The organism is Streptomyces sp. CA-135486, from assembly GCF_050936555.1.
Taxonomy (GTDB): domain Bacteria; phylum Actinomycetota; class Actinomycetes; order Streptomycetales; family Streptomycetaceae; genus Streptomyces.
Map to the genome: position 1 here is coordinate 3089451 of NZ_JBNJMM010000001.1, position 18665 is coordinate 3108115.

The following is an 18665-nucleotide window of genomic DNA, read 5'->3' on the forward strand; positions in this document are numbered from 1 at the left end:
TCCGTGCACTACCTGCCGCGGATCACGCTCACAAGGCTGCTCCGTGCCGTGTTTCCTGATCGGGCGCACTGACAGATCCTGGCGGTGCCAGGGACGAACATCCGGCTGTGACCCTGCAGTTCGTCCGTCCCTGAATCCTCAGCGCGATCACCATGTCCTGCTCGCTGCGCCCGGCCTGCCCAGCCGCGCGCTGGTTGCTCTCCTCCCGGCTCTTGCGGGAGCTGCTTGAAACCTGCTCTTCACTGTTCTCGGTCCTCCAAGACACACCCCACTGCGCCTCCGCAGCGGCGACGAGCCCAAAGCAGCACGACAAAGGAACAAGCGATGCAAAAGCAGTCAGTACGGCGGACTTATCCTGATCTTCCGGTTCAGGAAAAGCAGCCGATCCTGCTGTCGGTGGATGAGCCCTGGGGTTCGACGCTGGCTCCGCGGTTGGATCGTGCCGGCCTTGCCCTCAGCGGAGCTGTGCGGTGGGGAAGTGAGTCGGCTTGTGCCTCCCTGCTGGAACGAAGACCAGCGATGATGCTGCTCGATCTGCCCACGACAGAGGTTGACGGCATGGCCAGGCTCGTCCGGGCCGCGTCATTGATCGCCCCCGTTGCCGTGTTGCGGCACGAGGGACTTGATGCCGTCGTCGCATTCGCCGCCGGGGCGTTCGATGTCATCGATCGGCGAGCCCCGGCCGCTGAGCTGGCCTGGCGCATCCATGCCGACCTGAGACGCTGCCCGCCCACGCCGCCGCGTCCCGCGTATGCGAGGGGCACCGCAAGCCAGCGCCTCCTGTTCGACGTGCTCGCCAGAGCGCAGGCTCCCGTCTGCTGCCACCATCTGAGACTGCTCCTGGGAACGCTATGCCTTCCCATGACACTGCGGGCGCTGAGAGCGCGGATACGGCGGCTGCTGCCCACCTTTGCTGATCACGCCTTGGAACTGGTCGTCGATCAGCAGTGGGGGCTGGCCACCTTCCGCACCTGGAGTGCAGGAGATCCAGGCTCCCCTGCCCCAGTGCGGCGAGGGCGTGGAGCGCTCCCCAACTTCCCGCTACACGCGGCGAATCCCCCTTTGACAGCACGTCCGCATGCCAAGGAGGATTCCTCGCGCGAACCCTGTCAGACAGCCTGACAGGGTTCGGCGGAAACCCACCCTGCCCTCACAGGCGGAGCTCTGCCGCCAGCTGGAAGTCAGCCGTCTGATCCGCGAGGTTGCAGGGCTCCGGGATGTCGTCAACGCCGCCCATGCAGAAGGCCGGCGAAATGGCACAGCCGCCGCCTGGCAACTGATCGAACCCCCCAAGCGAACACATGCTGCGCTGAGCCATACAGCTCGGCGCCCAGTCCCTGGTAGCCGGCATCGGCGACGGTCTCCACGACGGCCCGCCGGCAAGGAGCTTGACCGGGCCTGACTGTCAGGCACCGATCGACATGACTGCGGCGCGGGCCCTGCTCGGCGGGATCGGCATCGGGGCGCAGGCTGCTCAACCTGTTGAGAAAATAAAGGACGCTGCATATGAAGCCCTCCAAGTCCGCCGCCTTCGCGGCGATCGCTGCGCTCGCGGTCGCCCTCACCGCCACCGCCTGCAGCGGCGAGTCCGGCAATGCCTCCAGTGACGAGCCCACCAGCAGCTCGAACGGAACCCACCCGCGGCTGCCCACGTACACGGTCGCCAAGGACGTCAAGATCGACTCCCCAACCCTGCGCAAGGCCCGTAAGGCCGGCAAGCTCGTCATCGGCGCCCATAGCGACCAGCCGTTTCTCGGCTTCGAGGAGAAGGACGGCAGGCGGTCCGGCTTCGACATCGAGATCGCCAAGATGGTCGCGGCGGATCTCGGGTTCTCGCCCGGCAAGATCGAGTTCAAGACGGTCGACACGAAGAACCGTGAGGCCGCCATCTCCAGCGGCCAGGTGGACCTGTACGTCGGCACGTACACGATCAACGACGAACGCAAGAAGAAGGTGGGCTTCGCCGGCCCGTACTACAGGGCAGGCGCCGACCTCCTGGTCCGCAAGAACGACAGCACGATCGGGGGACCGTACTCCTTGGAGGGCAAGACGGTCTGCGCGGTCAAGGGCTCGACCGCCCTCCGGGAGATCCAGAAGCCCGACTACAACACCACGACGGTGGAGACGAACAAGGACACGGAGTGCGTCCAGCAACTGCTCGACAAGAAGATCGACGCCGTCACCACGGACGACGCCATCCTCATGGGCTACGCCGCCCAGCGCCCGGACAAGCTGAAGGTCGTCGGCATCCCGTTCACCGAGGAGCCCTACGGCATCGGCATGAACAAGGACGACGAGGCGCTGCGTGAAGCCGTGACGGACGCGCTCGAGGCGCACGACGAGAACGGCGACCACAAGAGGGCGTACGCGGCGACGCTGGGCCTCTCCGGCTCGAAGTACGGCGGGGCGCCAGTGGTCGAGCACTACTGACACGGCGAGGCGCCGACCCACTCGCCCCCTACGCGTGACCCCGGCTGCGTACGGATGAACAAGCGTACGCAGCCGGGAAAGAGAGCCGCGCCTGGTTATCACTTCCAGGAGGACTCAACCATCCGGCGACGGATCACTGACTCAGGTCGCCAGGAGGGCGGCGGAGTGTGGTCTCTGACTCTCTGTCAACCGCCGTTACGAGAGCTTGCCGAACGGTCTGGATGGCGGGGTGCCGACTGCTGCCGCGGCGCACAGCGGTGACCAGTGTGCGCGTTTTCTGACCGAAGGGCACCGGCCGCAAGGGGATAGTTGGCCGACGGCCAAGCCATACGAGGTCTGGGAGCAGGGCGGCGGCATGTCCTTGTTCCACGAGCCGCAGGTGGAGAAGGAGGTCGGCCGACTCGTAGCGCACGTCGGGTTCGAATCCGGCGCCACGGCACACGGTCATCGCCCAGCGGCGGGCGGCCGTGCCATCGGGTTCCATGACCCATGGGTGACTGGCCAGCACACGCAGCATCTCCTGTGGCCTAGTCGCGTGTGTAACGTCCGGGTGGACCAGGTGCAGGGTGTCTTGGCCGAGGACCTCCCGCTCGAGTTCGACGGGTCGGGGGCTGGGATCGCCCGGGTATTCCACATCGATGACCAGGTCGACATCGTGGGCGAGCAGAGCCGATAGCGCGCCTTCGCGCTCCATCTGGGTGACCTGGATACGCAGGCGAGGGTGGGCACCGCGGAGCAGCATCAGTGCCGGCGGGACGAGAGCCAGCGCAGCAGTTTGAAAAGACGCGATGCGCAGGGTGCCGGTCAGCTCGCCCAGTGAGCCGGCAATGTCGGCTTCGGCTTGTTCCAGCCGCTCCAGCACGGCTTCGGTGTGAGCGACCAGGATCTCAGCCTGAGGGGTCAGACGCACGCGTCGGCCCACGGGCTCAAGGAGCGGGACCCCAACCTCCGACTCCAGCAGCGAGAGCTGCTGGGAGACCGAGGAAGGGCTGTACGACAACGCGGAGGCGACCGCGGCGAGCGTGCCACGGTGCTTGAGCTCCCGCAGAAGGCGGAGCCGGTGGAGATCGAACACGCATCCCGCCAAACGATCGTCGGATTCTCTAACGATTAACACTCAAAAACATCCACTGGAACAATGGCAGGAGCATCGGCACAGTGGCGGTGTGGCTACGGAAACCTACGCGCTTGTCGGGCGACCAGCGGCTCCAGACCCCTCGGCGCCTGGAGCCTGATCATGGTCTGCTCGTTACTCTTGTGGACCCACTGCGAGGACTGCCGGGTCACCCGAGCCCGCTACCAACTGCCCTGGGCCACCGACGCCCAAAACCAGCTGTTGATGTACGCCGACAAGGGGGCATACAGCACCACGGTGCTGTGCCTGCCGCCGGCCGTGGCGGCCCCGGTCGGCGGCTGCTTCTTGGCCCGCCGCCGGGTGGACACCATACCCAGCGCCGCGGTAGCCGCGGACAGCGAGTTCGGGGCCTGACGGGTGGCGCAGACCGACGGGGAAGTTGGCTACCCGGAGCGTGCGCCGGCAAAGGCGGCAGCTATTCGTGAGCCCCGCCATGCCCCGCTCGCCCATGTGGTGCGCGGACACCTCATCGAGGGGGTCCATTACGGCTCGGTTGTCGTCCTGTCCGCCGACGGCGGCGTGCAGTTCCAAGCCGGCGACATCGAGGCGGCGTTCTGCCCATGCTCCGCACTCCGGCCGGTCCAGGTCGTGGGCTTGCTGCGCGCCGGGCTGCCCCTGGATGGCGAATTGCTGGCGCTGGCTGCGGCCAGTCACTCAGGCGAGGAGCGCCATCTGGTCGGCGTCCTGCGCCTCTTGGCGATTGCCGGGCTGATCGAAGCCGACCTCGGCAATACGCCCGACTGGCCGTGCGATCCCGCGGTGCGTGAAGCGTGGGTCCGTGGTGGGCACGGCTTGTCCCGGCTCGCGCAGAACGGTTCCGGCATGCATGCCGCCATGCTGATGACGGCTCAGGTACGGGGCTGGCCGCTCGACAATTACCTCGACTCCGGGCATCTGCTGCAGCAGTCGATCGCCGATGCGGTGGAGGATCTGACGGGTGAGGTTATCGCGCAGGTGACGGTCGATAGGTGTGGAGCACCACTCTTCTCCGTCTCCTTGCGCGGCCTCACCCGAGCTGTGGCTCGGATCGCCTCTGCGGCGCCGGGCACCATGGAGGCCAGTGTCGCCGACGCCATACGCGAGTACCCGGAGATGGCTTCCGGGAGTTGGCGGGATGTCGCACGGCTGATGCGAGCCGTCCCGGGCCTGCTGGCCAAGGACGGGTTCGAAGGGGTCCAAGTGGCCGCCCTGCCGGATGGCCGCGCGGTCGGGGTGAAAATCGCCGACGGAGCAGACCGTGCGAGGATGCCGGTGGCCGCAGCGGCTCTGGCGCTGTGCGGAGTCGACCGGGGCGCCCTCGCCGAATTCGCCAACAGGCCCTTACTGAGCGGCATGACCATGATCGGCAGTCTAAGAGCCGCCGGTGCACTGACCCTCGACCTTCCCGCCGTACCGCCAGCTTCTGAAGCATAGGAGCAGATGGCCGACGCCATGAGAACACAGCGCAAGGTACAGGCGTATACCGCTAACCAGCCTCGCCGTTTCCGTTGGTGTGATGAGGCGTCGCTGATCGTCACCTGGTCGGGTGGGCGACGCGATTTCGGTGCTCGGGCATGGTGGAGTCCCGGCGCGGTGGCAGTTTGGGAGGAGATCGGACGCGAAGCTCTCCTCTCCCATCAGTTCCTCGTAGTACAGCCGCCGTCCGGTCGGCGGTGGGCAGCCGCGGTCAACCGGCTCGCCGGCCACTTCGTCACCGGAGAGGACGTCGGCATCTCGGTCGACGAGGTGGCCCTCATGCGCGAGAACACCCCACACGCCCTAGGCGGCGAGGGAGTCGACTCCAGATCGTCGACTACGCCGCCGCAGCGGGCGGGGCGACCGGCATCGACAAACCACCGCTAGCTGCGTGGGGCGCGGTGGGTCGCCCGCTCCAGCTCAAGCAGTACGGAGTGGTAGCTGCGGCCCGTCGCCCGGTCCATGGCGATCTCGCACATCCGGTTGGCGCTGAGATGCGCGTCGAAATGGCGCGCGGTTACCTCGGCCGCCTCGCGGGCCGTCGCCGAGTCCGTGAGCTCCTTGTGGAGCATTCCGCGGTCGCCCGCGAAGGCACAGCAGCCCGCGTCGTCGGGGACCACGACCTCGTCCGCGCACGCCCTGGCGAGCGCGGTCAGCCTGTCCTCGTCGCCGAGGTGCCGCATCGAGCAGGTGGGATGGACCACCGCGGATCCCGTTCTGCGCCGCACGTTGAGGCGGGGGAGGAGTTCGTCGGCTGCCCAGACGAGGGAGTCGACGACGGTCAGCTCCGCGTGCAACTCCCTGTTGTCGTCGGTGAGATACGGCACCACCTCACGGGCGATGCCGAGCGTGCAGGACGACGCGTCCACGACCAGCGGCAGCCGCCCGCCCGCCGTCCAGCCCCAGGCCGCCTCGACGATGCGGTTGGCCATGAGGCGGTTGCCCGCTTCGTACCCCTTGGAGTGCCAGATGGTGGCGCAACAGGTGCCCGCCACGTCCTGCGGGACCCATACGGGCTTTCCCGCGCGGCCGGACAGCACCACGACGGCCTGCGGGAGGGAGGGGCCCGTCCGGTCGTCGGGACCGCCGAAGATGCGGTTCACACAGGCCGGGTAGTAGACGGCGGCCGCGTCGACGCGGTTCGTACGGGGCAGGGCACCGGCGGCCGCCCCGGGGATCTGTGGCAGCCACTCCGGTACCAGATCGGGCCGTACGGCCCTGCGGACCAGGCCCGTCACGGACTGGAGGAACCGGTCGCCGATCCGGTCCGCCGCGGCGAGTGCCAGCCGCGCCGACGTCTCGACCGCGCGGAAGTTCTTCGCGGTGAGTTCGGCGATGCGCTCCTCGCGCGGCGAGTGGCGCCGGTGCCGGAAGTCCTTCATCACGGCTCCGGTGTCGATCCCCACGGGACAGGCGAGCTTGCAGGTCGAGTCGCCCGCACAGGTGTCGACGGCGTCATAGCCGTACGACGCGAGGAGGGCGTCCTGTACCGCTGATCCGTCGCTCTGGCGCATCATCTCCCGGCGCAGCACGATCCGTTGACGGGGCGTCGTCGTCACGTCCTTGCTGGGGCAGGTCGGTTCGCAGAAGCCGCACTCGATACAGGGGTCGGCGATCGGCTCGACCTCGGGGATGGTCTTCAGCCCGCGCAGATGGGCCTTGGGGTCGCGGTCGAGGACGATCCGGGGAGCCAGCACGCCGTCGGGGTCGATGACCCGCTTCGTACGCCACATCAGCTCGGTCGCCTTCGGGCCCCACTCCAGTTCCAGGAAGGGCGCGATATTGCGGCCGGTGGCGTGCTCGGCCTTCAGTGAGCCGTCGAAACGCTCCACCGTCAGCCTGCAGAAGGCGTCCATGAAGGCGGCATAGCGGTCGACGTCGTCCTGCCGGGCGGCGTCGAAGGCGAGCAGGAAGTGCAGATTGCCGTGCGCCGCGTGCCCGGCGACGGCGGCGTCGAAGCCGTGCCGGGTCTGCAGCTCCAGAAGGGCCTCGCAGGCGTCCGCAAGGCGGGCGGGCGGTACCGCGAAGTCCTCTGTGATCAGCGTCGTCCCGGAGGGGCGGGCACCGCCGACAGCCGTGACGAACGCCTTGCGGGCCTTCCAGTAGCCGGAGATGGTCCCGGCGTCCCTGGTGAACTCGTTGGTCACCGAGGCGACCGGAGCGACCAGTTCCAGCGTGGCCAGCGCCTCGGCCGCCGCTCTTTCGTACGCCTGCCGACTCTGCTCGTCGGGTGCGCGGAACTCCACCAGGAGCGCCGCGGTCTCCTTCGGCAGCCCCGCCCAGTCCGCGGGCACACCCTCGACGCTGACCGAGGCGCGCAGGGTGTTGCCGTCCATGAGCTCGACGGCGGTGGCACCCGCGTCGTTGAAGAGCGGGACGGCGGCAGCGGCGGCGGGGAGGCTGGGGAAGAACAGCAGCGCGGTGGAGACCAGTCGGTCCAGCGGAACGGTGTCGAAGACGACCTCGGAGATGAAGCCGAAGCTGCCCTCTGACCCCACCATCAGACCGCGCAGGATCTGGACGGGCGTCGCGCCGTCGAGGAAGGCGTCGAGCCGGTAGCCATTGGTGTTCTTGATCTCGTACTTGGCGCGGATGCGGGCGGTCAGTTCCGGGTCCGACTCGATCTCCGACTTGATGGCCAACAGGCCCTCGCACAGCCGTGGTTCGGCGTGCGCGAGCTGTTCGTCGGCGTCCGGCTCGCCGGTGTCGACGACGGTGCCCGACGGCAGCACGAAGGTGAGGGAGGAGACGGTGCGATACGAATTACGGCTGGTCCCGGCCGTCATCCCGGAGGCGTTGTTCGCGACGACCCCGCCGATGGTGCAGGCGATGGCGCTGGCCGGGTCGGGGCCCAGCACCCGGCCGTGGCGGGCGAGCGTGGCATTCGCCCGCATGACGGTCGTCCCAGGGCGGACACGCGCCCGCGCTCCGTCGTCGAGAACCTCGATGCCGGCCCAGTGGCGGCGGACGTCGACCAGGATGTCCTCGCCCTGCGCCTGGCCGTTGAGTGAGGTCCCCGCCGCCCGAAAGACGACGTCACGGCCCTTGCCGTGTGCGTAGGAGAGGACGGCCGAGACGTCGTCGATGTCTTCGGGGACCACCACGACCTGGGGGACGAAGCGGTAGGGGCTGGCGTCCGACGCGTACCGCACGAGGTCGGAGATCTTCCAGTACACCTTGTCCGCGCCGAGGAGGGCGATCAGCTCGCCGCGCAGCGGCTGAGGCGTGCCCGGGGCCCGACGCTCGGGGACCCGGTCGGGCGACGCCGTCCGCGGACGGTCCGGGCGGAGGGCTTCCGGCTTCGGCTCAAACAGCGGCATCTCGCGAGCCCCCTCGGCGGCGTCAGCAGCGTGGTCCCGGCCCATCGACCAGGGTGGACAGCAGCCCGCCGAGCACCTCGCGCTGGTCGGCGGTCAATGGAGCCAGGATGTCCTCTGCGGCTGCGCGGCGCGCGCTGCGCAGTGCTCTGAGCGTGGCGCGGCCGGTGTCGGTCAGCTCGATCCGGATGACCCTGCGGTTGGTCGGGTCGGGCGCGCGGCGGACGCAGCCACTCGCCTCCAGGCCGTCGACGAGGCTGGTCACGGCGCGGGGGACCACCTCCAGGCGGGCCGCGAGATCGGCCATGCGCGGCGGCTGGTCGTAGTGCGCGAGGGTGCGCAGCAGACGGGACTGCGCGGGGGTGATCGCGATGTCGGCCGACTCCAGCTGCCGCTTCTGGCTGCGGTGGAGCCGTCGGGTCAGCCGCAGCAGCTGCTCGGCCAGCAGGCCGTCGGCGTCGGGTGCGGTGAGGGATCCTGGCTCCATACCGGAACAATATCAGGACCGGATTCATTGTGAGTATAGGTAACAGTGAGCTATGCTCTTAAAATCTTTGCTGCGCGACCCATCGTCGCCCGCGACCCACCGAAGGAGCCCATGCACCCCGAACCGATCACCTGGACACCCCCGGCCAAGGACCCGGAGCAGCCGCCCGCCCAGGTGCGGCGCATCCTCCGGCTCTTCCGTCCCTACCGCGGCCGCCTCGCCGTCGTCGGCCTGCTCGTCGGCGCCGCGTCGCTCGTCTCGGTCGCCTCGCCGTTCCTGCTGCGCGAGATCCTCGACACCGCGATCCCGCAGGGCCGCACCGGGCTCCTCAGCCTGCTCGCCCTCGGCATGATCCTCACGGCGGTGATGACCAGCGTCTTCGGCGTGCTCCAGACGCTGATCTCGACCACCGTCGGCCAGCGCGTCATGCACGACCTGCGCACCGCGGTCTACGCCCAGTTGCAGCGCATGCCGCTCGCCTTCTTCACCAGGACCCGCACCGGAGAGGTCCAGTCGCGCATCGCCAACGACATCGGCGGCATGCAGGCGACCGTCACCTCCACGGCGACCTCCCTGGTCTCCAACCTCACGGCCGTGGTCGCCACCGTCGTCGCGATGCTCGCGCTGGACTGGCGGCTCACCGCCGTCTCGCTGCTCCTGCTGCCGGTATTCGTCTGGATCAGCCGGCGGGTCGGCCGCGAGCGCAAGAAGATCACCACGCACCGCCAGAAGCAGATGGCTGCCATGGCCGCCACGGTCACCGAGTCGCTCTCCGTCAGCGGCATCCTGCTCGGCCGCACCATGGGCCGGGCGGACTCGCTCACCAAGTCCTTCGCCGAGGAGTCCGAGCGGCTCGTCGACCTCGAAGTGCGCTCCAGCATGGCCGGGCGGTGGCGGATGTCGACCATCGGCATCGTCATGGCCGCCATGCCCGCCCTGATCTACTGGGCCGCGGGCCTCGCGCTCCAGTCCGGCGGACCCGCGATATCGATCGGCACGCTCGTCGCCTTCGTCTCGCTCCAGCAGGGCCTGTTCCGCCCGGCCGTGAGCCTGCTCTCCACCGGAGTGCAGATGCAGACCTCGCTCGCGCTCTTCCAGCGGATCTTCGAGTATCTCGACCTGCCGGTGGACATCACCGAACCCGAGAAGCCGGTCCGGCTGGAGAAGATCCGCGGCGAGGTCCGGTTCGAGGACGTCGATTTCAGCTACGAGGACAAACAGACGCGGCCGACCCTCGACAGAATCGAGGTGACCGTGCCGGCGGGCGGCAGCCTCGCCGTCGTCGGGCCCACCGGCTCCGGCAAGTCCACGCTCAGCTATCTGGTGCCCAGGCTGTACGACGTCACGGGCGGCAGAGTCACACTCGACGGAGTCGACGTACGCGAGCTCGACTTCGAGACCCTCGCCCGCGCCGTGGGCGTCGTCTCCCAGGAGACATATCTCTTCCATGCCTCGGTCGCGGAGAATCTGCGCTTCGCGAAACCGGACGCGACCGACGCGGAAATTGAGGCGGCGGCGCGCGCCGCCCAGATCCACGACCACATCGCGTCCCTGCCCGACGGCTACGACACCCTGGTCGGCGAGCGTGGCTACCGGTTCTCCGGCGGTGAGAAGCAGCGCCTCGCCATCGCCAGGACGATTCTGCGCGACCCGCCCGTCCTCATCCTCGACGAGGCGACCAGCGCGCTGGACACCCGCACCGAGTACGCGGTGCAGCAGGCCATCGACGCGCTCTCGGCGGGCCGGACCACCATGACCATCGCCCACCGGCTCTCCACGGTCCGGGACGCCGACCAGATCGTGGTCCTGGACGCGGGGCGCATAGCCGAGCGCGGCAGTCACGAGGAACTGCTCGACCGGGACGGCCGCTATGCCGAACTGGTCCGCAGGGACGCGCAGTTGGCTCCTGCTGTTGCCCCCTGACGGACCGGCGTCCTTACGGGTACGGCATGATCACCGCGCATGAGAGCTCTTCTTGGCGTTGAACTGCCCGGGTACCGGCCCGTCGACCACGACGTATGGGCCAATGACGAGGGCGATGTGCTGTCGCTCCACTTCTTCGGGCTGCCGCCGGACCTGCCCGCCTCGCTCGACGACGGTCCCGCGCTGCGTGCCGCGCTCACCCGGCTGACCGCCGACGCGGGCGGCGGCCTGATCGAGGCCTCGGTCAAGTCGCTGGGACAGCTGCCGGCGCTGAAGCAGATACTGAAACTGCCGCTGCCGGGACAGCCCAGCGGCCAGGCGTTCATCGGCAGTTTCACCGTGCCGCGTGCGAACTGCAGCACCGTGGTCAAGATCCAGGCGCCCGAGCGCGGCATGACGGGGATGCGGGAGGCCATGGTGATGACCCAGGTCGGCCATGACAAGTACTTCCGGCCCCACCCTTACGCACCCGATGTTCAGGGCGGTCTGCCCTTCCATGCCGCCGACCACGTCCAGTGGGACGCGCAGTTCCCCGACCATCCGCTGAGCCGGGTGCGGCGCACCCTCGACGCGCTCGCCGGAGCGGTCCAGGTCGTGCCGGAGTTCGCCGCGCTAGCGCCTTTCGCGCCGTAGGGGACGGTCGTACGGCCGGGGGCTGCGGGGCCGGGTCGCGCCGGGCCGGGTGTCGGGAACGGTGCGCGCCACGGGTTAGCGTGCCCGTATGAGGAACGAACCACCGTCGGCGGCGCCCGGCCGCAGGCTCCGGCTGAGCCGCCGCGGCCGGCTGGTCCTGACCCTGGGCGCGATCGTTGCGCTGGGCGCCGCGGTGCTGGTGCCGCTGCTGCTGAAGCAGGCCGCCCAGGGGAAGCGGACGCTGCTCGTCCCCGAGGGCTGGCGCGCCTCACAGGTATACGCTGCCGTCGACAAGGCCCTCGACCAGCCGCCCGGCACCACCGCGAAGGCCGCCGGCACAGCGAAGCTGGGGCTGCCCGCCGAAGCCAAGGGCAACCCCGAGGGGTACCTCTTCCCGGCCACGTATCCCATCGACGCCAAGACCACGCCGACGAGCCTGCTCAGCTATATGGTCAACACCGCCAACACGCGGTTGGGGTCCGATCGCCTCACAGGTGGCGCGCAGCGCAGCAGGATGACGGCCTATCAGACGGTGAACATCGCGAGCATCGTGCAGGCCGAGGCCGACACGCCCCAGGACATGGGGAAGGTCGCCCGGGTCATCCACAACCGGATCGCGAAGGGGATGCCGCTGCAGATGGACTCGACGCTGAACTACGCGCTGAACCGCAGCACGCTGGACACCACGGCCGCCGACACCAAGATCGACAGCCCGTACAACAGTTATCAGCGCCTGGGCCTGCCGCCGACCCCCATCGACAACCCGGGGGAGCAGGCGCTGCACGCGGCCGTCAGCCCGACACCGGGGAACTGGCTCTACTTCGTCACCGTGGCGCCGGGGGACACCCGCTTCACCGCCAGCTATCGGGAGCATCAGCGCAACGTGGACGAGTTCAACGCCGAGCGCAAGGGCAGCAGCGGCTGACCGGCCTCAGGCCAGAGCCGGCGCGGGCTCCGGGAGCTCCGGCAGTTCCGGCGGCTCCGGCGGCTCGGAGTGCTCCGGCAGTTCGGACGGCTTCGGCACTTCCGGCCGCCCCGGTGCCCCCAGCAGCCGTGTGATCTCGCGGGCGGCCGCCCGCCCGGCCCGGTTGGCGCCGATCGTCGAGGCCGAAGGCCCGTAACCCACGAGATGGACACGGGCGTCCCGTACGGCGCGGGTCCCGTCGATCTGGATGCCGCCGCCCGGCTCACGCAGCCTCAGCGGCGTGAGATGGTCGATCGCCGCGCGGAAGCCGGTCGCCCAGAGGATCACATCCGCCTCCACGGTCCGCCCGCCGTCCCAGGCCACGCCCGTCGGCGTGATCCGGTCGAACATCGGCAGCCGGTCCAGAACGCCCGACGCGCGGGCGCGCCGCACGGCGTCGTTGAGGGGCAGCCCGGTCACCGAGACCACGCTCAGCGGCGGCAGTCCACGGCGTACCCGATCCTCGACCATGGCCACCGCCTCCCGCCCCGCGTCCTCGTCGAACTGCCCCTCGCGGAAGACGGGCGGCCGTCGCGTCACCCAGGTGGTGTCCGCCGCCACCTCGGCGATCTCCATCAGATGCTGGGTCCCGGAGGCCCCGCCGCCCACCACGATCACCCGTTGTCCGGCGAACTCCTCGGGCCCCGGGTAGTTCACGGTGTGCAGCTGGCGCCCGCCGAAGGCCTCCTGACCGGGATAGCGCGGCCAGAACGGGCGGTCCCAGGTGCCGGTCGCGTTGATCAGGGCCCACGCCGACCAGTTCCCGGCCGAGGTCTCGACGAGCAGCTGCCCGCCCTCGCCCTCGCGCACCGCGCGGACGTCGACGGGCCGGTGGACGCGCAGATCGAAGCGCTCCTCGTACGCCGTGAAGTACTCGCGGATCACCTCGGACGAGGCCCGGGTGCCGTCCGCGCCGGTGAGTTCCATGCCCGGCAGCGCGTGCATGCCGTGCACCTTGCCGTACGTGAGTGAGGGCCAGCGGAACTGCCAGGCGCCGCCCGGCCGCGGGGCGTGGTCGAGGACCACGAAGTCGCGGTCCGGCACCAGTCCGGCACGCCGCAGATGGTAGGCGCCGGACAGCCCAGCCTGTCCGGCGCCGATGACGACCACGTCCACGTCTCGGACCCCGAAGTTGTTCACGTTTCTACCAACCGTGAGGGGTTCGTGGATCTTCCCGCCCCCGGAGGGACCGCGCCCACGCGGAGGGATCGCGCCCACCCGAGGGGTCGCGCCCATCCGGAGGGTTCGGAGGGTTCGGAGGAAGGGGGCCTCAGAGGAAGTTCACTCCCTGCGCCAACGGCAGACTGTCCGAGTAGTTCACAGTGTTCGTCGCCCGGCGCATATACGCCTTCCAGGCGTCCGAGCCCGACTCGCGACCGCCACCGGTCTCCTTCTCGCCACCGAACGCCCCGCCGATCTCGGCACCCGAGGTGCCGATGTTGACGTTCGCGATGCCGCAGTCCGAGCCGTCGGCGGCCAGGAAGCGCTCCGCCTCCCGCTGGTCCTGCGTGAAGATGCTGGAGGACAGGCCCTGCGGAACCCCGTTCTGCAGCGCGACAGCCTCCTCCAGGGTCCGGTAGGTCAGCACATAGAGGATCGGGGCGAAGGTCTCCCGGCGGACGATGTCCGTCTGCGCCGGCATCCGCACCACCGCGGGCCGTACGTACACAGCCTCGGGCGCCTGCTCCGCCAGCTTCCGCTCGCCGCCGGTGAGGATCTTTCCGCCGTCGGCCTCGGCCGCCGTCAGCGCCTCGGTCATGCCCCGGTGCGCGCTCGCCGAGATCAGCGGGCCCACCAGGGTGGCCCCGTCGAACGGGTCGCCGAGCGGCAGCTGGCCGTATGCGTGGACGATCTTCTCCACCAGCTGGTCCGCCACGTCCTCGTGCACGATCAACCGGCGCAGACTGGTGCAGCGCTGGCCGGCGGTGCCCGCCGCGGAGAAGACGATCCCGCGCACGGCGAGGTCGAGATCGGCGGAGCGGGTGACGATCGCCGCGTTGTTTCCTCCCAGTTCGAGCAGACAGCGGCCGAAGCGGGCGGCCACCCGCGGGGCGACCTCGCGCCCCATCCGTACCGATCCCGTCGCGCTCACCAGCGCCACGCGCTCGTCGTCGACCAGTCGCTCGCCCGTTTCGCGGGCGCCCAGCAGCAGCCGGTGCACTCCGTCGGGTGCACCGGTGTCGGCGGCCGCGCGGGCGAGCAGCGCGGCACAGGCCAGAGCGGTCAACGGGGTGAGCTCCGAGGGCTTCCAGACGACCGTGTCACCGCAGACCAGCGCGATCGCGGTGTTCCACGACCAGACGGCGACCGGGAAGTTGAAGGCGGAGATCACGCCGACCACGCCCAGCGGGTGCCAGTTCTCCGAGAGCCGGTGGCCGGGGCGCTCGGAGGCCATGGTCCGTCCGTACAGCTGCCGCGAGAGCCCGACCGCGAACTCGCAGATGTCGATCATTTCCTGTACTTCGCCCAGTGCCTCGGAGCGGATCTTGCCCACCTCGATGGTGACCAGGTCGGCGAGCTGCTCCTTGTGCTCGGTCAGCAGCTCGCCAAGACGCTTGACCAGCGCCCCGCGCTGCGGCGCCGGGACCGGGCGCCACTGCCGGAACGCCGCGTCCGCCGCCGCGATCGCCGCGTCCGCCTGTTCGTCGGACGTGGCGGGCAGGGTGAAGAGAGTGTCGCCGGTCAACGGCGTACGGGCGATGACATCGCCGCCCTGTGCGGGCAGCCCCGCGCCGCAGCCGAGCAGGCTCTCCCTGGCCCGGGCGCGCAGCGAATCAGTGTCGGGGAGCGTGGTGCTGTTGCTGGTCACGGCGTGTCCTTGGGGAGTCCGATGGCCCGGCGGGCCTGCTGAAGTGAGCTGTCCTGCTGAGCGGCATAGAGATCGAAGGGGTCGTGTACGGGGCGCTCCAGTACGCCGGAGAGCCACTGCTGGTCGTAGTGGGCGCCCCGGGCGGTGGTGTCCCTGGTGCCTTCGTCGGTGAGGTTCGACTGGAAGATCCCCGCGGCCGACCGGGGCAGAAAGTCCTCGTAGACGATGGGGTTGGCGTTCAGCCAGCGCCCGTCGATGAGGCCTGCGAGATCCTGTGGCGGGGTGCGGCCGTCCCGTGGACCGTCGTCGGCCGGTTCATAGCGGAAGAACGCCTGCTCCTGGACGGCGAGTTCGCGTTCGGTGCGCGGGAAGCGCTCGGCCCACACCTCGGCGGGTTCGCCGATCAGTTCGTCGTAGCGGGCACGGCCCGCGCGGGTGAGCGCGATGCCGCGTGCCTCGACCTCGCCGAAGCGCACCCGCAGAGAGCCTTCGACGACGCTGCCGTCCGGCTCGCGGAAGCGGCGTGGTTCGGCCAGTGCGCGGAACGAGGTCTGGCGCAGCAGCACATCGGGCCCGTCCCAGCGCGGTGGCCCTTGGATCCGGTCGATCATCGTGATGCCGCGCTCGCCCATGCGCCGGTAGAGCTCGTCGATGTCGAGCACCCGCGGTGTGAGGTGGTTGATATGAGTGCTGCGCACCCCACCGATATCGGCGGCGACGGCCGAGATCCGCTCCAGCTCGGCGTACCAGGCGCGGTCGACCGGCTCGGGGGACAGCTCGAAGGCGGCCACCGCCAGGGCGAGGAAGCGCTCCGCGGACGGCTCGTCGAGCCCCTGCTCCCGCTCGGCGCGCGCGGCCAGCTCCAGCAGCTCGGGCGGGAAGAGCTCGCGCCGGCCCAGGAACGACTCGAGGCGGGCCTCCAGGCCGGCGTCGAAGAACCGACGGTCGGCGGTGGTGAGCATGGAGGTGAAGACCCGGAAGGGGTTGCGCTCCAGCTCCTCGGCGTCGATGGGCCGGAACGCGGTGGACACGACCGGCACGGAGCTCGCCGCGGCCTCGCGCAGATCGTAGAAGCCCACCGGCTGCATGCCGAGCGCCGCGAAGATCTGGGCGGCCTGGCGCATCTCGCGCGGTGTGCCGAGGCGGATGGCGCCGTGCCGCTCCGCGGTGACCCGCTCGATGCCGCCGAGCCGTCCCGCGTCGCCGTCCTTGCCGACCACCACGTCGTTGACCTGCGCCGACACCTCCAGAAGCGTGGTGTACGCGGGGACTTCCGCCCCGTACATGTCCGAGAGCCGACGGGCGAACGCGGCCCGCAGTCGCCAGGTGGGGAGCATTCCGTCCTCCTTCCGGTTCGATCGTGCGGGGCTCAGATGATGTGCGCCTCGGGGCGGACGGTCGCTCGGCCCTGGAAACGGGCCGCCGACAGGGGTCCGACATCGATGACGGGCGTCGTGTCGAGGTACAGATCGCGGACGATCTCGCCGACCGCGGGCGCCTGCAGAAATCCGTGCCCGGAGAATCCGGTGGCATACAGGAAGCCGTCGACGTCGCCCGAGCGGCCGATCAGCGCATTGCGGTCCGGAGTCATCTCGTACAGCCCCGCCCAGCCGCTCCTCGCCTCCAGACCGGCGAGCGCCGGGGCCCTCCTGCGCGCCGCCTCGCGGAACGGCTCCAGCCACTCCCGGCTGAACTCCCGCCCGAACCCCGGCTCCTGGCGCGGGTCGGACAGGCCGAGGACCAGACCGCCCGCGCTGTCGTTGTGGAAATAGAGCGTCGAGTCGAAGTCGAGGGTGAAGGGGATCCGCGGCGGCGCGGGGGTCAGTGGGCCGGTCAGCGCGATCTGGCGGCGCAGCGGGGTGACGGGCAGCTCCACGCCGGCCATCGCACCGACCGCCGCGGACCAGGGACCGGCGGCGCAGACCACCGTAGAGGTGCGCACCGAGCCCGATGTCGTACGCACCGCCCGCACCCGGGTGCCGTCGACATCGATGCCGGTGACGGTGCAGTGCGTACGGATTCTCGCGCCGAGACGCCCGGCCCCGCGCAGATAGCCGTGCACGGCCGCCTTCGGCAGCGCATAGCCGTCGTCGGGGGAGTGGGCAGCGGCGGCGATGGAGTGCGGATCCACATAGGGGCACAGCTTGTGCGCCTCGCGGGGGGTGAGGATCCTGCTGCGGACGCCGAGCTCGTTCTGCACGCCGACGGCCTGCTGGAACGTCGCCACCTCCGCCTCGGTGCCGAGGAGGAACAGATAGCCGACGCTCGCGATGCCGATATCGGCCCCGGGGCGGGTGGTGAACGCCCGCCAGGCCTGCAGACTGCGCTGTCCCAGTTCGATGTTGAGCGGGTCCGAGAACTGGGCGCGGATCCCGCCGATCGGCTTGCCCGACGATCCGGAGGCGGGTTCGTCGCGCTCCAGGACCAGGACGTCGCGTACCCCGGCTTCGGCGAGATGGAAGGCGATGCTGGCTCCCACGACGCCACCGCCGATGATGACGACCTCTGCGGCGTCCTCAGCGCTGTGACCCATGACTGCATGGTGGACGCGTCCGACTCTTCGCGTCCATTGACAGTTTCAGCAGTCGATCTTTTAGATCCTCTCTATGGAACTGGGTGGAGCGCATCTGCGCGCGCTGGTCGAACTCGCCCGCTGCGGCACCATGACGGCCGCCGCCGCGGCGCTCGGCTACACCCCCGGCGCGATCTCCCAGCAGCTCGCCCAGCTGGAGCGCACGGCGGGCGCCCAGCTGATCAGGCGGGTGGGACGCCGGGTCGAGCTCACCGACGCCGGGCACACCCTCGTCGTGCACGCGGGGCGCATCCTGCGGGCCCAGGCCGAGGCGGCGGCCGCGATCGAGCGCACCCGCACGGAGATCGCGGCACGGCTGCGGCTCGGGGTGTTCGGTACGGCGGCCGCGGCGTTCCTGCCGCCCGCGCTGCGATGGCTCGGCGAGCACCACCCGGGTGTGCGCGTGGTGAGCCAGGAGGTGGATGTCGACCAGGCCCATGCCGAGGTATCCGCCGGGCGGGTCGACCTGGCGCTCGGTCTCGACTACCCCGACGCCCCGCTCGCCCGGGACGCCGCCGCCGATCTGGTACGGCTCCACTCCGAGCGCTTCGCGGTGGCCGTGCCGACGGCCGGGGCACCGCCCGCCGGGACGTCCTGGCGGCTGACCGGACTGGCCGAGCGGGACTGGATCCTGCCGGCGCCGCACACGTACTACGGCCGTGCCGTACGCACGGCCTGCCGCCGGGCCGGATTCGAACCGCGGGTCGCCCACGAGGTGACCGACACCGCGACCTCGCTGGCCATGGTCGGAGCGGGACTCGGAGTGGCACCGCTGACCGGGCTGATGCTGCGGCTGCGTTCCGAGGGGATCGTGGCCGTGCCGCTCGACGACGTGGTCGAACGCCATGTGGTGGTGGCGGTACGCGCGGCCTCGCGCGGGCGCCCGTCGGTGGAGGTGCTGATCGAGGCGCTGCGGCAGGCGCCGACGGCGAGTTCCTGA

General features: G+C 70.0%; 16 protein-coding genes. 9 read left to right on the forward strand and 7 right to left on the reverse strand.

What is annotated here, in order from left to right:
- The first annotated feature begins 324 nt into the window (after positions 1-324).
- Together ACQEVG_RS14005 and ACQEVG_RS14010 are read left to right on the forward strand one after the other, a co-directional pair.
- Positions 325-1122, forward strand: a complete 798-nt coding sequence (locus ACQEVG_RS14005) for a hypothetical protein (protein ID WP_432982241.1) — start codon at positions 325-327, stop codon at positions 1120-1122.
- 384 nt (positions 1123-1506) lie between these two features.
- The gene (locus tag ACQEVG_RS14010) at positions 1507-2430 is read left to right on the forward strand and encodes a glutamate ABC transporter substrate-binding protein (RefSeq protein ID WP_432982244.1); all 924 of its coding nucleotides are present in this window, start codon (positions 1507-1509) and stop codon (positions 2428-2430) included.
- A gap of 133 nt (positions 2431-2563) precedes the next feature.
- On the opposite strand, the gene ACQEVG_RS14015 is transcribed toward ACQEVG_RS14010, so the two are convergent.
- Positions 2564-3505 (reverse strand): LysR substrate-binding domain-containing protein, encoded by a 942-nt coding sequence (locus ACQEVG_RS14015; protein WP_432982247.1) that lies wholly within the window; start codon positions 3503-3505, stop codon positions 2564-2566.
- Between the two features lie 162 nt (positions 3506-3667).
- Here ACQEVG_RS14015 and ACQEVG_RS14020 point away from each other — a divergent pair, with 162 nt between their 5' ends.
- The 3 genes from ACQEVG_RS14020 (at position 3668) to ACQEVG_RS14030 (ending at position 5407) form a co-directional block, all read left to right on the forward strand.
- Positions 3668-3919: a hypothetical protein gene (locus ACQEVG_RS14020; RefSeq protein WP_432982250.1), complete on the forward strand. Its 252-nt coding sequence runs from the start codon at positions 3668-3670 to the stop codon at positions 3917-3919.
- 3 nt (positions 3920-3922) lie between these two features.
- On the forward strand, positions 3923-4978 hold the full coding sequence (locus tag ACQEVG_RS14025) for an asparaginase (RefSeq protein WP_432982253.1): 1056 nt from the start codon (positions 3923-3925) through the stop codon (positions 4976-4978).
- A gap of 159 nt (positions 4979-5137) precedes the next feature.
- Positions 5138-5407: a hypothetical protein gene (locus ACQEVG_RS14030; protein ID WP_432982256.1), complete on the forward strand. Its 270-nt coding sequence runs from the start codon at positions 5138-5140 to the stop codon at positions 5405-5407.
- Here the strand turns inward: ACQEVG_RS14030 and ACQEVG_RS14035 are convergent.
- Together ACQEVG_RS14035 and ACQEVG_RS14040 are read right to left on the reverse strand one after the other, a co-directional pair.
- Positions 5404-8340 (reverse strand): FAD-binding and (Fe-S)-binding domain-containing protein, encoded by a 2937-nt coding sequence (locus ACQEVG_RS14035; protein WP_432982259.1) that lies wholly within the window; start codon positions 8338-8340, stop codon positions 5404-5406. The genes ACQEVG_RS14030 and ACQEVG_RS14035 overlap by 4 nt on opposite strands.
- 22 nt (positions 8341-8362) lie before the next feature.
- Complete coding sequence (locus ACQEVG_RS14040; protein ID WP_360870827.1) at positions 8363-8824, reverse strand: MarR family winged helix-turn-helix transcriptional regulator; 462 nt, start codon at positions 8822-8824, stop codon at positions 8363-8365.
- Between the two features lie 111 nt (positions 8825-8935).
- Here ACQEVG_RS14040 and ACQEVG_RS14045 point away from each other — a divergent pair, with 111 nt between their 5' ends.
- The 3 genes from ACQEVG_RS14045 to mltG all read left to right on the forward strand — a co-directional run bounded on the left by ACQEVG_RS14045 (position 8936) and on the right by mltG (position 12305).
- Complete coding sequence (locus ACQEVG_RS14045) at positions 8936-10747, forward strand: ABC transporter ATP-binding protein (protein ID WP_432982263.1); 1812 nt, start codon at positions 8936-8938, stop codon at positions 10745-10747.
- 39 nt (positions 10748-10786) lie between these two features.
- Positions 10787-11380, forward strand: coding sequence for a hypothetical protein (locus ACQEVG_RS14050; RefSeq protein WP_432982266.1), 594 nt, complete (start codon positions 10787-10789; stop codon positions 11378-11380).
- Between the two features lie 88 nt (positions 11381-11468).
- Positions 11469-12305: an endolytic transglycosylase MltG gene (gene mltG, locus ACQEVG_RS14055; RefSeq protein ID WP_432982269.1), complete on the forward strand. Its 837-nt coding sequence runs from the start codon at positions 11469-11471 to the stop codon at positions 12303-12305.
- A gap of 6 nt (positions 12306-12311) precedes the next feature.
- Here mltG and ACQEVG_RS14060 read toward each other — a convergent pair whose 3' ends face one another.
- The 4 genes from ACQEVG_RS14060 to ACQEVG_RS14075 form a co-directional block, all read right to left on the reverse strand.
- Entirely contained in the window at positions 12312-13484 is a 1173-nt protein-coding gene (locus ACQEVG_RS14060) for an NAD(P)-binding domain-containing protein (RefSeq protein WP_432982272.1), read from the reverse strand.
- Positions 13485-13614: 130 nt separating this feature from the next.
- Positions 13615-15153: an L-piperidine-6-carboxylate dehydrogenase gene (gene amaB, locus ACQEVG_RS14065; protein WP_432982275.1), complete on the reverse strand. Its 1539-nt coding sequence runs from the start codon at positions 15151-15153 to the stop codon at positions 13615-13617.
- On the reverse strand, positions 15150-16490 hold the full coding sequence (gene hglS / locus ACQEVG_RS14070; RefSeq protein WP_432982278.1) for a 2-oxoadipate dioxygenase/decarboxylase: 1341 nt from the start codon (positions 16488-16490) through the stop codon (positions 15150-15152). Before hglS ends, amaB begins: the two co-directional genes overlap by 4 nt.
- Before the next feature lie 32 nt (positions 16491-16522).
- Positions 16523-17686, reverse strand: coding sequence for an NAD(P)/FAD-dependent oxidoreductase (locus ACQEVG_RS14075; protein ID WP_432982281.1), 1164 nt, complete (start codon positions 17684-17686; stop codon positions 16523-16525).
- 73 nt (positions 17687-17759) lie between these two features.
- Here ACQEVG_RS14075 and ACQEVG_RS14080 point away from each other — a divergent pair, with 73 nt between their 5' ends.
- Positions 17760-18665, forward strand: coding sequence for a LysR family transcriptional regulator (locus ACQEVG_RS14080; RefSeq protein WP_432982284.1), 906 nt, complete (start codon positions 17760-17762; stop codon positions 18663-18665).

Coding starts and splice junctions, on each gene's coding strand:
- hglS (WP_432982278.1), bottom strand. CDS start 16,490: ATGCTCCCCACCTGGCGACTGCGGGCCGCGTTCGCCCGTCGGCTCTCG.
- ACQEVG_RS14010 (WP_432982244.1), top strand. CDS start 1,507: ATGAAGCCCTCCAAGTCCGCCGCCTTCGCGGCGATCGCTGCGCTCGCG.
- ACQEVG_RS14035 (WP_432982259.1), bottom strand. CDS start 8,340: ATGCCGCTGTTTGAGCCGAAGCCGGAAGCCCTCCGCCCGGACCGTCCG.
- ACQEVG_RS14080 (WP_432982284.1), top strand. CDS start 17,760: ATGGAACTGGGTGGAGCGCATCTGCGCGCGCTGGTCGAACTCGCCCGC.
- ACQEVG_RS14075 (WP_432982281.1), bottom strand. CDS start 17,686: ATGGGTCACAGCGCTGAGGACGCCGCAGAGGTCGTCATCATCGGCGGT.
- ACQEVG_RS14050 (WP_432982266.1), top strand. CDS start 10,787: ATGAGAGCTCTTCTTGGCGTTGAACTGCCCGGGTACCGGCCCGTCGAC.
- ACQEVG_RS14040 (WP_360870827.1), bottom strand. CDS start 8,824: ATGGAGCCAGGATCCCTCACCGCACCCGACGCCGACGGCCTGCTGGCC.
- ACQEVG_RS14020 (WP_432982250.1), top strand. CDS start 3,668: ATGGTCTGCTCGTTACTCTTGTGGACCCACTGCGAGGACTGCCGGGTC.
- mltG (WP_432982269.1), top strand. CDS start 11,469: ATGAGGAACGAACCACCGTCGGCGGCGCCCGGCCGCAGGCTCCGGCTG.
- ACQEVG_RS14045 (WP_432982263.1), top strand. CDS start 8,936: ATGCACCCCGAACCGATCACCTGGACACCCCCGGCCAAGGACCCGGAG.
- ACQEVG_RS14005 (WP_432982241.1), top strand. CDS start 325: ATGCAAAAGCAGTCAGTACGGCGGACTTATCCTGATCTTCCGGTTCAG.